17 protein-coding genes are annotated in these 13853 nt (G+C 64.9%); 4 read left to right on the forward strand and 13 right to left on the reverse strand.

The features are described from left to right. Window positions 1-14 precede the first annotated feature (14 nt). From QQL28_RS31515 to QQL28_RS31525, 3 genes are read right to left on the reverse strand one after another with little or no spacing between them, the layout of a single operon-like run. Complete coding sequence (locus QQL28_RS31515) at window positions 15-743, reverse strand: ABC transporter ATP-binding protein (RefSeq protein ID WP_284271757.1); 729 nt, start codon at window positions 741-743, stop codon at window positions 15-17. Continuing rightward, window positions 733-1470, reverse strand: coding sequence for an ABC transporter permease (locus QQL28_RS31520; protein WP_284271758.1), 738 nt, complete (start codon window positions 1468-1470; stop codon window positions 733-735). Before QQL28_RS31520 ends, QQL28_RS31515 begins: the two co-directional genes overlap by 11 nt. Window positions 1471-1472: 2 nt before the next feature. Continuing rightward, complete coding sequence (locus QQL28_RS31525) at window positions 1473-2453, reverse strand: ABC transporter substrate-binding protein (protein WP_284271759.1); 981 nt, start codon at window positions 2451-2453, stop codon at window positions 1473-1475. An 86-nt stretch (window positions 2454-2539) separates the two neighbouring features. Between QQL28_RS31525 and QQL28_RS31530 the strand changes: the two genes are divergently transcribed. After that, entirely contained in the window at window positions 2540-2899 is a 360-nt protein-coding gene (locus QQL28_RS31530) for a hypothetical protein (protein WP_431309668.1), read from the forward strand. Between the two features lie 65 nt (window positions 2900-2964). Here QQL28_RS31530 and QQL28_RS31535 read toward each other — a convergent pair whose 3' ends face one another. Together QQL28_RS31535 and QQL28_RS31540 are read right to left on the reverse strand one after the other, a co-directional pair. Further along, window positions 2965-3789 carry a quinoprotein dehydrogenase-associated SoxYZ-like carrier gene (locus tag QQL28_RS31535; RefSeq protein ID WP_284271761.1) on the reverse strand — a complete coding sequence of 275 codons (825 nt, stop codon included), beginning with the start codon at window positions 3787-3789 and terminating at the stop codon, window positions 2965-2967. A 49-nt stretch (window positions 3790-3838) separates the two neighbouring features. Continuing rightward, the gene (locus QQL28_RS31540; protein WP_284271764.1) at window positions 3839-4765 is read right to left on the reverse strand and encodes a quinoprotein relay system zinc metallohydrolase 2; all 927 of its coding nucleotides are present in this window, start codon (window positions 4763-4765) and stop codon (window positions 3839-3841) included. Window positions 4766-4908: 143 nt separating this feature from the next. On the opposite strand from QQL28_RS31540, the gene QQL28_RS31545 reads away from it, so the two are divergent. Then, complete coding sequence (locus QQL28_RS31545) at window positions 4909-5787, forward strand: substrate-binding domain-containing protein (RefSeq protein ID WP_284271765.1); 879 nt, start codon at window positions 4909-4911, stop codon at window positions 5785-5787. Window positions 5788-5817: 30 nt separating this feature from the next. Next, a complete protein-coding gene (locus QQL28_RS31550; protein ID WP_284271766.1) occupies window positions 5818-6381 on the forward strand; it encodes a PQQ-dependent catabolism-associated CXXCW motif protein in 564 nt (187 codons plus the stop codon). 20 nt (window positions 6382-6401) lie between these two features. On the opposite strand, the gene QQL28_RS31555 is transcribed toward QQL28_RS31550, so the two are convergent. From QQL28_RS31555 to QQL28_RS31580, 6 genes are all read right to left on the reverse strand, one after another. Then, window positions 6402-6704, reverse strand: coding sequence for a copper-binding protein (locus QQL28_RS31555; protein WP_284271767.1), 303 nt, complete (start codon window positions 6702-6704; stop codon window positions 6402-6404). 140 nt (window positions 6705-6844) lie between these two features. Next, complete coding sequence (locus tag QQL28_RS31560; protein WP_284271768.1) at window positions 6845-7459, reverse strand: hypothetical protein; 615 nt, start codon at window positions 7457-7459, stop codon at window positions 6845-6847. Next, on the reverse strand, window positions 7456-8307 hold the full coding sequence (locus tag QQL28_RS31565; protein WP_284271769.1) for an ABC transporter permease: 852 nt from the start codon (window positions 8305-8307) through the stop codon (window positions 7456-7458). Before QQL28_RS31565 ends, QQL28_RS31560 begins: the two co-directional genes overlap by 4 nt. Beyond that, complete coding sequence (locus tag QQL28_RS31570; protein WP_284271770.1) at window positions 8304-9113, reverse strand: ABC transporter ATP-binding protein; 810 nt, start codon at window positions 9111-9113, stop codon at window positions 8304-8306. The genes QQL28_RS31565 and QQL28_RS31570 overlap by 4 nt, the downstream gene beginning before the upstream one ends. Further along, a complete protein-coding gene (locus QQL28_RS31575; RefSeq protein ID WP_284271771.1) occupies window positions 9110-10069 on the reverse strand; it encodes a YVTN family beta-propeller repeat protein in 960 nt (319 codons plus the stop codon). Before QQL28_RS31575 ends, QQL28_RS31570 begins: the two co-directional genes overlap by 4 nt. A gap of 197 nt (window positions 10070-10266) precedes the next feature. Continuing rightward, window positions 10267-11463 carry an ABC transporter substrate-binding protein gene (locus QQL28_RS31580; protein WP_284271773.1) on the reverse strand — a complete coding sequence of 399 codons (1197 nt, stop codon included), beginning with the start codon at window positions 11461-11463 and terminating at the stop codon, window positions 10267-10269. A 128-nt stretch (window positions 11464-11591) separates the two neighbouring features. Between QQL28_RS31580 and QQL28_RS31585 the strand changes: the two genes are divergently transcribed. Then, on the forward strand, window positions 11592-12095 hold the full coding sequence (locus QQL28_RS31585; protein WP_284271774.1) for a DUF3280 domain-containing protein: 504 nt from the start codon (window positions 11592-11594) through the stop codon (window positions 12093-12095). A gap of 214 nt (window positions 12096-12309) precedes the next feature. Here QQL28_RS31585 and fghA read toward each other — a convergent pair whose 3' ends face one another. Both fghA and QQL28_RS31595 read right to left on the reverse strand, forming a co-directional pair. Further along, a complete protein-coding gene (gene fghA / locus QQL28_RS31590; protein WP_284271775.1) occupies window positions 12310-13155 on the reverse strand; it encodes an S-formylglutathione hydrolase in 846 nt (281 codons plus the stop codon). A gap of 74 nt (window positions 13156-13229) precedes the next feature. Next, the gene (locus tag QQL28_RS31595; RefSeq protein WP_284271777.1) at window positions 13230-13850 is read right to left on the reverse strand and encodes a response regulator; all 621 of its coding nucleotides are present in this window, start codon (window positions 13848-13850) and stop codon (window positions 13230-13232) included. Window positions 13851-13853: the final 3 nt, after the last annotated feature.

A 13853-nucleotide genomic window follows, 5' to 3' on the forward strand; every position in this document is an offset into this window, starting at 1 on the left:
GCTTAAGGGGCGCCTTATGAGACGTCGCGACCGGCGCGCTCGCCTTGCGTCCGGCGCACGAGGCCGGCCTTGATCGCGGCGATCTCGGCCTCGCCCCGCGCGCCGCGGGGGATGCCGATGGGCACCTCGGCCAGAATCCGCGCCGGCCGCGGCGACAGGAAGAACAGGCGGTCGCCGAGACGCACGGCGTCGTCGAGGCTATGCGTCACCAGCAGCGTCATCACCGGGCGACTTGCGACCAGCGTTGCGATCTCCTCGCGCAGGCGGCCGGCCAAGGCGTCGTCGAGCGAGGCGAGGGGTTCGTCCAGCACCAGCAGGTCTGGTTCGACGGCGAAAGCGCGGGCGAGGGCGACGCGGCGCGCAAGTCCGAGCGACAATTCGCCGGGATAGTGGCTACGATGGGCCTCCAGCTCGAGGATCTTGAACAGTTCGGACAGCTTGACGTCGTCGACCTCGGGCGCCGCCAGCCGCACGTTCTGCTCGACCGAGCGCCACGGCAACAGCCGCGGCTCCTGGAACACCATGCCGATGCGCGCGTCCGGCGGGCGCTTGACATCGCCCCGGAAATCGTGGTCGAGACCCAGGATGATGCGCAGCATCGTGCTCTTGCCGCAGCCGGATGGGCCGACGAGGACACCGACCTCACCGGCGCCGAGCGAGAACTGGACCGGCGCGAGCACCTCGTGCGTGCCGCCCGCCGCACTCGTGAAGGTCTTGCCCAAAATGTCGACTTCAAGCCGCACGGGGCCGCCACCGGGTTGAGCGGGTTTCAAACGGCTGCACCAGCAGGGTTTCGATGACGAGCACGACGGCCGCGAAGGTCAGCGAATAGGCGAGCAGGCGCGGGGTGTCGAAAAGCTGGAAGGCGACGCCGATCTCGAAGCCGACGCCGTTCGGCCGTCCCAGAAGCTCGGCGACCAGCACGATCTTCCAGACCAGCGACAGGCCGGAGCGCGCGGCGGCCGCGACATAGGGCGCAAGCTGCGGCAGCACGACGTGGCGGAAGGTACGCCAGCGCGACATCGCGAACACCGTCGCCATCTCGTCCAGCGAGCGGTCGAGCGCGCGGGTGCCCTCGCGCAAGGTGACCACCGCGGTCGGCAGCTTGTTGATGGCGATCGCCGCGATGGCGGCAGCTTCGGTGAGGCCAGCCCAGATATAGGCCAGCACGATCACGACCAGCGCCGGCAGGTTGAGCAGCAGGATCAGCCAGGGATCGCCGAGCCGGTCGGCAAGCTTGTTCCGGCCCATCAGATAGCCGATCGCGCTGCCCAGCGACATCGCCAGCACGAAGGCCAGCGTCACGCGCGCCAGCGTCGCGCCGAGATGGAGGAACAGCGCGCCGGAGGCGGCTTCCGCGATCATCACGTTGAGCACCGCAGGCGGCGAGGGCAGTTTCGCCCCGCCGACGAACAACGCGGCGATCCACCAGGTCACGAGAAACAGCGCAAACGAGACGAGACGCAGCAACGTCAGTCTCCGCCGGGTGCGTGATAGAAGGTGCCGGGATCGAGCTCCGGTGCGGGGCCGACCAGCTCGCGGCCGCCGACCTCGGCAAGCACGCGATAGAGCACGCGCGCATCGGCCTCTTCGTCATCGATGCTCCGGTGCGGAATGCCGTCGCGATAGCGGTTGCGATAGGCCTGGAGCAGGGCGGGATCGCTGGTGCCGGTCAGCGGTGCGACCTTCTCCCATGCGGCATCCGAGGTCGTCAGCAGCTCCTTGGCCTTGCGCGTCATCGCGATGAAGCGCGCCACGACGTCGCGGTGGCTCGCCGCCCAGCCTTCGTCGAAGACGTAACCGACCGCGGCAACCGGTCCCTTGGCACCGAGCCTGGGCAGGATCTCCTCGATGCCCGCGAGGCGGCGAAAACCCTTGGCTTCCAATTGGGCGCAGAAATTCCAGAAATTCAGGCTCGCATCCATCTCGCCGTCGAGCGCCTTGGCGGCGAGCAGCGGCGGGGCGCCATAGACGATGCTCGCGTCCGATTTGAGGTCGATGCCGTCCTGCTTCAACCGCGCCTGCAGCAGCAGCCAGCTCTTGTCGATGGCGCCGCCGGCGACGCCGAGCTTGCGGCCCTTGAGGTCCGCGAGCGTCCTGATCGGCGAAGCGGCCGGCACCATCACCGCGCCCAGCGCGCTGGAATAGGGATAGAAGGTCAGCTTGGCGCCAAGTGCGCGCTCGCGCGACACCCACAGCCAGTCCGACAGCATGATGTCGGCATTGCCGGCGCGCATCGCGATCTTGCCGGGCTCGGTGCTCGCAAGCTCGGTGACCTCGAGCGACAGATTGGCGGCCTTGTCGAGGCCCTGGTCGCGGATCGCAGCCAGTTCCCAGGAGAATGTCCCGGTTTTCTGAACCGCGAGGCGGATTGTGTCCGCAGCGTGGCCGGTCCCGCCTTGCGTCAGCGCGAGAGCAATCGATACGGCCAATGTTCGAACCAGGCGTCCCATCACTTCCAGGCCATTTCCTCAAGACGTGTGCTTTTCAGAACAATAGGCATAGCATAGTTTCCATCGCAACCAGCGGGAGGACGGCCATGATCTCAGCACGACTGCTACGACCGATTGTCGCCGCTCTGGCCGTGCTTGCCGCCACCGCGATGGCCGCGCTGGCCGAAGAGGCCAATGATTATCCGACCGCGGCGCGCGCCGAATACGTCTATGGTTGTATGAAGGCCAATGGCGAGACCCGGCAGGCGATCGAGCAATGCTCCTGCTCGATCGACGTCGTCGCCTCGATCGTGCCCTATGAACGATATGTCACCGCGGAAACCGCGCTCAGCATGTCGCAGGTACGCGGAAACCTCGGCACCCAGTTTCGCACCTCCGAGCAGGCAACCTCAGCCGTCAACGATTTGAGGCGGGCGCAGGCGGAAGCTGAGGTGAGGTGTTTTTGACGCTTGCAGCAGCGGCAGTGTGCTATCCCTTCTCTCCTTGTGGGAGAAGGTGGACGCAGCGTCCATCACATCCCCGGCTTCGCGACATCCCATTCGTTCCGGAACACGTGCCCGTCCGTATCCTTCGCCTCCGCGCGAAAATGCTTGGCGCCGTTGGAGACGTAGGTGAAGCGGATGTTGGGATCCTCCGAGATCGAGATGCCGCCTTCCACCGCGAGCACGAGGCTGTTGTCCTGCCACAGCTTGAGCTCGTTCACGAAGAAGGCGGGAATATAGAGCTGCGTGACCTGATCCATCTGCAAGCCGGAATTGTTGGGATGGCCGACCATGATCTGCGCCTCGCGGATCCGGCTGGCGGGCGCTTCGTCCGCGCGTGCGAACTGCCGGTAGCGCATCTGGCCGAGCCGGTTCTTGGCTTCCTCGGCGTTCTTTGCCGCCGGCGCGGAGCAGCCGCCGGACGCTTTCACATAGGTCTTGCTCACATAGAGCTGACCGTCGCTGAGCTCGGCGACGGCGTGGACGTCGGTATAGTTGTTGACTCGCACGCGCGTAGAGATCTCCGACACATTGGCGTCTGGCCCGAGCTCGAACTTCGCCGCCATCGGCGCCGGGTTGCGGTCGATCACCAGCGTGATCGCGCGAATGCGCCTGTTGTCGCCGGGCGAGAGCTTTGCGCGCAGCGTGACCGGCACGATGGCCGCATCTTCCGCACGATAGGGCATCTCGATGCCGATGACGTTATTACCGTCGTTCATCGGACGGTTGTTGAAGATGTCCTGCACGAGGCCCGGCCAGGGATCATAGGCCTCTTCAGTGCGCGCAGGCGTTGCGGCGAGGGCAATGCCGAGCAGCGTGGCCGCAAGGGGCAGGCGAAGCGAATGTTTGATCATGCGCGCGGCTCTCGCGGTGACGAAGCAGGGCCGCAGCGTAGCGCGACCGCTACTCCCATTCAATTTCCGAAAATGCTGCGGTTGCGTTGCGTGCGTTGTAGTCGTCGAACAATTGCCAGCGCCCTCGCTCGCTTGCGCCCGCCTTGTCCGCAGCCGCCCGGATCGGCTCGCCCTTTTGATTGAGAGCGCGGACGTCGGCGAGCAAGGTCTCGAGATAACGACGCTCATCGGCGAGCGCTGCGGGCCAATCGCTCACGGGACCGTGACCGGGAACGACGCGCTGCGCTGGAAGGGTTTCGAGCTGCTTGAGCGCACCGAGCCAGCCTAGGATGCTGCCGTCCATCACGGGAACATGGCCGAGGAAGACGAGATCGCCGGCAAACAGCGTTTTGCTCGCCTCGTCCAACACCGTCAGGTCATTGTCGCTGTGCGCGGCCGGCCACGCCTTGAGGACGAGACTGCGCGATCCCAGGTCGAGCCGCAGCGTGTCGGTGACGAGCAGCGTCGGCGGCACGATTCTGACGGGATCGATCAGCTCCGCGCCCATGGTCCGGCGGAAATTGTCGAGATAAAAGGATCCGCGCGTCGCAAGCGCCTGCGGCAGTTTGGCATGGCCGACGAAGCTCGTGCCGTCGCGCGCGAAGGCGATATTGCCGAAGACGTGGTCGGGATGGCCGTGGGTGTTGATGACATAGCGGATCGGCTTGTCGGTCCGCGCCCGCACGGCAGAAAGCAGTGCCTCGCCCTCGCGGGCGCTGCCGCCGGTGTCGATCACAGCGACCGCGTCCTCGCCGATGATGAAGCCGACATTGGCGATGGCGCCCTCGTTCTCGGAATTCATCAGGGCAATTGACCCGGCGTGCACGAAAATTCCGGGGGCGACTTCGCTCACAGGCAATTCAGGTGGGGTTGCGCGTGCTAGCGTCGGCAGCCCCAGCAGGGCAAGCACCGCGATCAGCCGAGCGACATGCGCCATCTTTACGCCCCAGTTCCGACCGTCGCGCTGCATTGCACTGCAACAAGTCGAGTCATCAGGCGAAGTCACCAGAAACTTCGCAAACCATGGCGCGTAACGTGATCCATGGATAGCATTCAATCAAGAAAACAGGAGGAAGCGCGATGACGGAGGCCGGACGACATCGTCGCTGGTTGTTCTCGGTGTTGGCGATTGCTGCACTATCTGTCGCTGGAGGCGCCGCGCGCGCGCAGACTACTGACAGCGGCGATCTCTCGTTCGAGCTTGTCGATCCAAAAGTGCTGCGCGTCTGCGCCGATCCGCGCAACCTGCCGTTCTCCAACGAGAAGCACGAAGGTTTCGAGAACAAGCTTGCGGAATTCTTCGCCGAGAAGCTCCAGAAAAAGCTCGACTACGTCTTCTTCCCGCAGGCGACCGGCTTCGTGCGCATGACGCTGGGCGCGCATCGCTGCGACGTCATCATGGGCTTTCCACAAGGCGACGATCTCGTCCAGGGCACCAATCCCTATTACCGCACCTCCTATGCGCTGATCGCCAAGGCCGGCAGCGGACTCGAGGACGTGGACACGCTCGAGGACGCGCGGCTGAAGGGCAAGCATATCGGCATCATCGCAGGCACCCCGCCGGCGACGAACATGGCGATCGCGGGCCTGATGGTGAACGCAAAGCCGTATCCTTTGATGATCGACACGCGCTTCGACAATTCGGCGCAGGCGATGGTCGACGATCTCACCGCCGGCACGATCGATGCCGGCGTGCTGTGGGGCCCGATGGCCGGCTTCTACGCCAAGAAGGCCGCGCAGCCGCTCCATGTCACTCCGCTGGTGAAGGAGACCACCGGGCCAAAGCTCATCTATCGCATCGGCATGGGTGTGCGTCCCGCCGACCAGAACTGGAAGCGGCAGCTCAACCGTCTCATCCAGGAGAACCAGGCCGAGATCAACAAGATCCTGGTCGATTTCGGCGTGCCGCTGCTCGATGAGAGCGACCGGCCGCTCGGCGCGGAGACTGCCAAGAAATAGCTATGACGAAATCACCATGAGTATGTTCTCATGAAGCGGCATCTTGCCGCTGCGCTCGTTGTCGCAGCGCTTGTTGCTCCGGCGCTCGCGCAGCAGCAGGAGCCGTTTGAGCCGGAGGGCTATCGCACCGACAACTACCGCGCTCCGGTGCCGGCGACGCTTGCCGGCGCGCGCGTGCTGACGACGGCGCAGGCGGAAGCGATCTGGCACGAGAAGCGGGGCGCCTTCATCGACGTGATGCCGCGCCCGCCGAAACCCAGGAATCTTCCCGCGGGTACGGTCTGGCGCGATACGCCGCGCTTCGACATCCCCGGCAGCATCTGGCTGCCCGATACCGGCTACGGCACGTTGCCGCCGGCGATGGACGACTATTTCCGCCGCGGCCTTGAACGCGCCTCGCACGGCAGCAAGTCGGCGCTGCTGGTGATCTACTGCCTCGCCGACTGCTGGATGTCGTGGAACGCGGCCAAGCGCGCGCTCGCCTACGGCTACGCCAATGTCGCCTGGTATCCCGACGGCACCGACGGCTGGGAACGCGCCAGGCTGATGACAGCGGAGGCGCAGCCGGAGCCGCGGCCGGACGAAGGCAAATGACGGGCGCGCGCGAGGCGCCGCTACTTCGCCTTTTGCAGCTTGGTGATGGTCCTGGAGCCGTTGGCCTCAGTGGAGAAGCTCACGCGATCGCCGGCGTGGACGCTCTCAAGCATGCCGGCATCCTTGGCCTTGAACTCCTGCACCGGGCCCGTCGCGCCGCCATTGGCGCCGACCGTGCCACCCTGCACCTGCTGGATCGAAATGGTGCTGTTGAGCCGGTCGATCTTGGTGATCATTCCGTTCATGTTGTCTTCGGCGACAGCCGCTGACGCAAGCATGCCGATGGCCGCAGCGCTGGCGAGAAGAAGTCTTGCTGTTCCCATCGATGCCTCCCGACGTCTAGGATTCACTTCGACAAGACATCCTAGATCGATTTGGTTCCGGCCGACAGTGCAGCAAAGGTTAACGATTCCCGCCGGGGAGCGCTGGAACTTTCTGCGTTGAGGCGTCAGCGAGGCTGACGCTATTCCATTTCCTGCTGGATCACGCGCCCGAGCGCGAACAGGCGCTGGTCGATCGCGGTCGGCACCTCGCAGACGAAGCGAACCACCTTGCGGCGGTCCTCGAAGATGCGGGTTTCCCAGATCAACTGGTTGGACAGCGCGTCGACCTTGCTGTCGTCGCGTGGGGTCGCGTCCTGCAGCCTCTGGAGCTCGATCGTGTCGTCGCGGATCCTGTCGGCGGCCTCGCGCTGCTTGCGGGTGACGCGCTCGAGCCCGTTCATGACCGAGGAGCGCTGGGCGTTGAGCGTATCGAACAGGCCGGCGAACAGCAGCTTGGCATTGGCGGTCTTGTCGGAGGCGGAGCTTGCCAAAAACTCCTTCACGGATTTTTCCGCGTCATCCAGCGGCGTCTTCCGCGCCGCCAGTTTCGATACCAGCGCGCCGACCTTGGCATTGTCCTTCCACTTGTCCTGGACGTCATCGAGGGGCGGGCCGGCCCAGACCGCGGCGAGTGAGACTTCCGGGACTTTTGCCTGCGTGCAGGGCCAGTCGGGATAGCGCGGATCGGCCGCCCGCGAGGCCGCGGACGATGCCGCGAGCGCCAGGGCTGCTATGGCCACGATCCGAAATCTCATCCTTCGCCTCCCGCGGGCCCGCGTCGCGCCAGCCCTCGCGACGGATCATAGGCATAGATCGCGCCGATCATGAAGACGATTGTGCAGGCCGCGACCACCGCCAGCGAAATCCAGTTGATCTGCCCATAAAGCGCAAAGCGGATCAGCTCGACCGCATGGGTGAACGGATTGGCCTGGCAGACGTAATAGAGATACGGGCTGCCTTCCTGCACCCGCCACAGCGGGTAAAGCGCCGACGAGGCAAAGAACATCGGGAAGATCACGAAGTTCATCACGCCGGCGAAATTCTCGAGCTGCTTGATGCCGGAGGAGATCAGCATGCCCAGCGATCCCAGCATCAGCCCCGACAGGATCAGCGCCGGCAGCACCGTGAGGTAGCCGAGCGGCGGCGGGGTGATGTCCCAGGCCCAGGCGATGATCAGGAACGCGTAGACCTGCAAGAGCGACACCGCGGTGCCCGCGAGCAGCTTGCAGAACAAGAGGAACCAGCGCGGCAGCGGGCTCACCAGGAGCGTGCGCATATTGCCCATCTCGCGGTCATAGACCATCGAGAGCGAGGACTGCATGCCGTTGAAGAGCTGGATCATCGCCATCAGCCCGGGCGCGATATAGACCTCGTAGAGGATGTAGGTCTCGTAGGGCGGGATGATCGAGATGCCGAGGACCTGACGGAAGCCGGCGGCGAAGATGAACAGCCAGACCAGCGGACGCACCAGCGCGGAGACGAAGCGTTCGCGCTGGTGCAGGAAGCGCAGGCCTTCGCGCCAGACGATGCCGGTGAGGCAGGTCATGTAGGCCGAGAGCGGGAAGCCGCGCGGCGTGGCGTCGCGCGTGGTGATGCTGCTCATGCGCCGCCTCCCGGCATTGTCTGCGCCCCGGTGAGGCGCATGAAGGCGGAATTGACGTCCTGCGCACCGGCCTCGGCGATCACGCGGCCGACCGGTCCCTTCGCCAGCACCTTGCCCTGGTGCAGCACCACGAGGTCGTCATTTCCCGTGATCTCGTCGAACAGATGGGTGGCCCAGAGTACGCCAATGCCTTGTTCGGTCACAAGCTGGCGGACATGGCTGATGATGTCGGCGCGGGCCTTGACGTCGAGGCCGACGGTCGGCTCGTCCAGCAGCAACAGGCGCGGCCGGTGCAGCAGCGCGCGCGCAATCTCGAGGCGCCGCATCTGCCCGCCCGAGAGATCGCGCACCTTGTTGCCGGCACGATCGGCAAGGCCGATGCGGCCGAGCAGCTCGGCGGTGCGCGCGGCGGCCTCGCGCCGGCTGATGCCGTGCAAGGCGGCGTGGTAGAGCAGGTTCTGCGTCAGCGACAGATCGAGGTCGAGCGTGCGCGGCTGGAACACGACCCCGAGCAGCCGCAGCGCCTCGCCGGGATTTTGGCTGATGTCATGGCCGAAAATGCCGACGCGGCCGGTCTGGATGCCGAACAGTCGCGTGATCAGCGAGAACAGCGTGCTCTTGCCGGCGCCGTTGAGGCCGAGCAGTGCCGTGAAGCTCGCCGGCGCGACCGTGAAGGAGACGTCGATCAGCGCGCGGCGCGGGCCATAGGCGTGGCTGATGCCGTCGATCGACAGCGCAGGCACCGCGGCCGGGTCAGGCCGGGGCGCGCTTTCGGTCGAGGCGGCGATGGGGGCAGGTGTCGTCATGGCGCGATCGCAATGCCCCAGGGCAATTCGCCGACCTGAATGGTCTTGATCACTTTTTGCGCGGCGACGTCTATGACCGAGACGTCGTTGGATACGCCGTTGGTGGTGAGGAGGTATTTCTCATCCGGCGTGAACGCCATGTGCCAGACGCGCTGTCCGACCAGCAGGTACTTCGTCACCTTGCGCGTGGCGGTGTCGACCACGGCGATCCGGTTCGCCGGGCCCAGCGCGATGAAGGCGGTCTTGTCGTCCTTGGTCATGCCGATGCCGACCGGCTGGATCGCCTCGCGCCGCAGGCCCGGAATTTCGAACGTGACCTTGCCGATCACCTCATGTTTCTTGGGATCGATGATCGAGACCGTGCCGCCGATCTCCGAGGACACCCACAATTCGGAGCTGTCGTGCTTGAATTCGGCGAAACGCGGCCGCGCGTCGACCAGCACGTTGGCGACGATCTGGCGCGAATTGGTGTCGATGAAATGCGCCATGTTGGTGGTTTCGGACGTGTTGATCAGCGTCTTGCCATCGGGGCTGATCGTCATGCCCTCCGGCTCGACGCCGACCTGGATGTCGCCGATCCGCGCGCGCTTTTCCAGATCGATCACGGTGACCGTGTTGTCGTTCTCGTTCGCGACATAGAGCACCTTGCCGGCCGCATCCTGGGCGAACAGCTCGGGGTCGGGGCCGGAGGGCAGGGTGTCGACGATGCCTTGCGTCTTGGCGTCGATCACCTGGATGGTGTCGTCGTCGCCGACCGCGACCATCACGAATTTCCCGTCGCGCGTGAAATCGATGCCGCGTGGGCGCTGGCCGACCTTGATAGTCTTGGTCACCGTCCAGCTATCTGTATCGATCACGGTAACGGTGTTGCTCTTCTCGTTCGAGACATAGGCGATGAAGGCATGCGCCGGGGCTGCCACGAGCGCGAGTGCGACAGGCAAGGCTGTCCCCAGCATGCGCAAGGTCCGTCCGCGCGCTGTCTTCACCTCCCCCGCTTGCGGGGGAGGTCGTATCGCATCGTGAGATGCGATACGGGAGAGGGCTCGCTCCTCTTGGGGAATCTTCGTCGCGGAGATACCCTCTCCCCATCCCTCTCCCGCAAGCGGGAGAGGGGGCGCACCATCTCTGCAGCGACTCCGTCGCATTACAATGCTCATTTCAACTTGCATTTGCTCTCCGGGCGATCATAGCCGAGCGTATCGAGCTCGGAGACCTGGTGCAAAAAACCTTCCTGCGGCGACACCGACACCACCATGCGGCCGTCGACCAGCAGGATCGGCTGGCGAAGCTGGAGATTCCAGTCGCGCAAGGTCAGCCGCGTGCCCTTGAAGGCGGCGACGGAAAAATCCGGCCCCTTGATGAAATCGGTGACCTTCTTGACGTCGCCGGAATTGGTGCGCGAGGTCGCTTCGCCAATCATCCGCGCCGCGGTCCAGGCCTGCATGTCCAGCGCCGTCATGCGGCGCGAGTTCAGCTTCATGAAGCGGTTCTGCATCTGGATGGCGCCCCACTGGTCCTGCGCCGCATCCCAGCTGCGCGGCACGAGGCCGGCGGAGCCCGCGACGGGCCGCGGATCCCAGGTGCGGTAGGGCAAATAGGCGCCGAACACCTCGCTCTCGTCGGCGGCGACCAGCACGTCATAGGCTGGCGCCTGCTGGGTAAAGACCGGCATCTGCCGCTGGATCAGCGTCACGCCGCTATCGGTGCGGCGCGCACCGCCGGTGTCCTCGAAGGTGCGTTCCTGCACGATCTTGGCGCCGAAGCGCGCCGCGGCGCGGCGCAGCGCATCGGCATAGAGCTTGTCCTCGTCATGCGAGCCGACAACGAGCAGCCAGCGCGGCCACCGCTTCCACACCAGATATTGCCCGAGCGCATCGGCGAGCATCGACCGCGTCGGCGCCACATGGATGACGTTGGCGTGGCAATCGGTCTCGCGCAGCCGCTCGTCGATCGCACCTGCATTGAACAGCAGCGTGCCGCGATCGCGCAGGCCGTCGGCGACTTTCAGAAGCGCATCCGCCGGCAGGTCGGCGATGATGAAACCGTTATGCTCGGCGAGCGCGGCCGCCGCCTGAACAGGATCCTCGCCTTCCTTCAGGCGCCGCTCCTCGAGCTTGAAGCGCTGGTTGAGGAATTTGCCGGTGGTGTTGTTGTCCTCGACGGCGAGCCGCGCGCCGGCGACGCCGTCATTCTCGGCGGGCTGCTCGACCAGCGACAGGGTCGATCTGGTGCCGGCGACGCCGAGATAGCCGATCCCGATCTCGGTGGGGTCGGCCGCGAGCGCCTGCGTCACCGCAAGACCAGCGCCAACGAGACTGACGCCGATCAGGCCGACCAACCATCGGATCATGTTTCCTCCTGTCGTCCTCCCCGGCTTGGATGTCGGTGGAGGCATTTCCCACCTTGAAACATGACCGATTTGGCTTAGCTTGCAACCCCGCATTTCGTCGTCGCGATGAGAAGGAGCAGGTCACGATCATGCGAGCGCTTTTGCCGGCCGCCTTATTTGTGTTGACTGGTACGGCCGCGTTCGCCGATCAGCCGAAGCTTGCGGTGTTCGATTTCGAATTGATCGACACCAGCCTGCCGGGCGAGTTCTACGGATCGAAACCGGAGAACGAGCGCATGCTGCGAATCGGCGATCAGTTGCGCAAGGAATTGGCACAATCAGGCAAGTTCCAGGTCGTGGACATCGCGCCGGTGAGCGATGCGGCCCGCCACAGCAATCTCCAGGCCTGCGGCGGCTGTGACGTCAAGCTGGCGGGGCAGTTAGGGGCCGATCTCGAAATCACGGGCGTGGTGCAGAAGGTCTCGAACCTGATCCTCAACCTCAACATTTACCTGCGCGACGTGCACACCGGAAATCTCGTCACGGTGGCCAGCGCCGACATGCGCGGCAACACCGACGAATCCTGGTCCCGCGCCATGAGCTACCTGATCCGCAACCGCCTGCTCGCACCGAACTACGGCAAGCCGGAGTAGGTTTTCTTCGCGCCCCGAACGCCGCTTACCCCTCTCCCCTTGTGGGAGAGGGTGGCTCGCCGCGGAGCGGCGAGACGGGTGAGGGGGTTCTCTCCGCGCGTGAATCTGTTGCAGTGAAAAACGCGGGGAGAACCCCTCATCCGGCGCGCTCAGGAGCGCAATTGCGCTCCAAAGCGCGCCACCTTCTCCCACAAGGGGAGAAGGGAGGAAGAATTCACGCCGTCAATCTCGCCGCGTGCCAGTGCAGATGGTCGCTCATGAAGGTCGAGATGAAGTAGTAGCTGTGGTCGTAGCCCGGTTGCCGGCGCAGCGTCAGCGGGAGGTTCGCTTTGGTGCAGGCCGCTTGCAGCAATTCGGGGCGAAGCTGCTCGGTCAAGAAATTATCGGCATCGCCGTAGTCGACCAGAAAGCCGGAATATTTCGCGCCGTCCTCGATCAGCGCGACGGTATCGTGCGCGCGCCAGGTCTCCTTGTTGGGACCGAGATAGCCGGTCAGCGCCTTGGTGCCCCAGGGCACTTGCGAGGGTGCGACGATCGGCGCGAAGGCGCTGGCGGCGCGATAGCGATGCGGATTGCGTAGCGCGACCGTCAGCGCGCCGTGGCCGCCCATCGAATGGCCCATCACCGATTGCCGCTTGGCATCGACCGGAAAGTGCTCGGCCACCAGTCGCGGCAGCTCGTCGGTGACGTAGCTCCACATATGATAGTTGCGCGCGAACGGCTCCTGCGTGGCGTCGACATAGAAGCCGGCGCCGAGGCCGAAATCATAGGCATTGTTGGGATCGCCGGGCACGTCGGCGCCGCGCGGGCTGGTGTCGGGCGCGACGAAGATCAATCCGAGCTCGGCGCAGGCGCGGCGGAATTCGCCCTTTTCGGTGACGTTGGCGTGCGTGCAGGTGAGGCCGGAGAGATACCAGACCACCGGCAGCTTCGCGCCGTCCTGGTGCGGCGGCACATAGACCGAGAAGGTCATGTCGGTCTTGGTCGCGCTGCTCGCATGGCGATAGACGCCCTGCACGCCGCCGTAGGATTTGTTGGTCGAAACAGTCTGGATCGTCATGCCGAAAACTCCGTGGCGTCTCGCCACATCAGGATTGCAACGCGTATGTGACCGAATTCTTGCGTGGCGCTTCGTCAGGCGACGCCGCTGTCGATCGCCAGCCGCACCAGCTCGACCGAGGTTTTGACCCCGAGCTTCTGGCGCATGATCGACGATGTGTTGGCGACCGTCTTGTAGGACGATTGCACCAGCCAGGCGATCTCGGAAAGGCTCTTTCCGGCGCTGAGCAGTCGCAGGATCTCCATCTCCCGCGCGTTCAGCTTCGACAATGGATTTTGCGCGAGCTGCGGACCGGCGAACGCAATGCTGCGGGCGATCGCGCTCGGCAAATAGGTTTCGCCCTTGCCGACGGCGCGGATCGCCTCGACGAGGTCGTTGGGATCGCCGGTCTTGGAGACGTAGCCCTTCGCGCCGCACTCGATGGCGCGCGCGGCAAAGGCCGGATCGTCGTTCATGCTGAACATGATGATGCGGGCATCGGGCGTGCGCTCGAGGATGCGGCGCGCCAGCTCGAAGCCGGAGACTGTGGGCAGGTTGATGTCGATGACGCAGATATCGGGGCGCTCGACGATGAACACGCATTCGCCGCTTTCGGCGTCGGCGGCTTCCAGGATATCGATCTCGCCTTCGTCGGCCAGCACGGCACGGCAGCCGGAGGCGACGATAGGATGATCGTCAACGATCAGAATGCGCATCGG

This window comes from Bradyrhizobium iriomotense (assembly GCF_030160715.1).
GTDB classification, from domain to species: Bacteria; Pseudomonadota; Alphaproteobacteria; order Rhizobiales; family Xanthobacteraceae; genus Bradyrhizobium; species Bradyrhizobium iriomotense.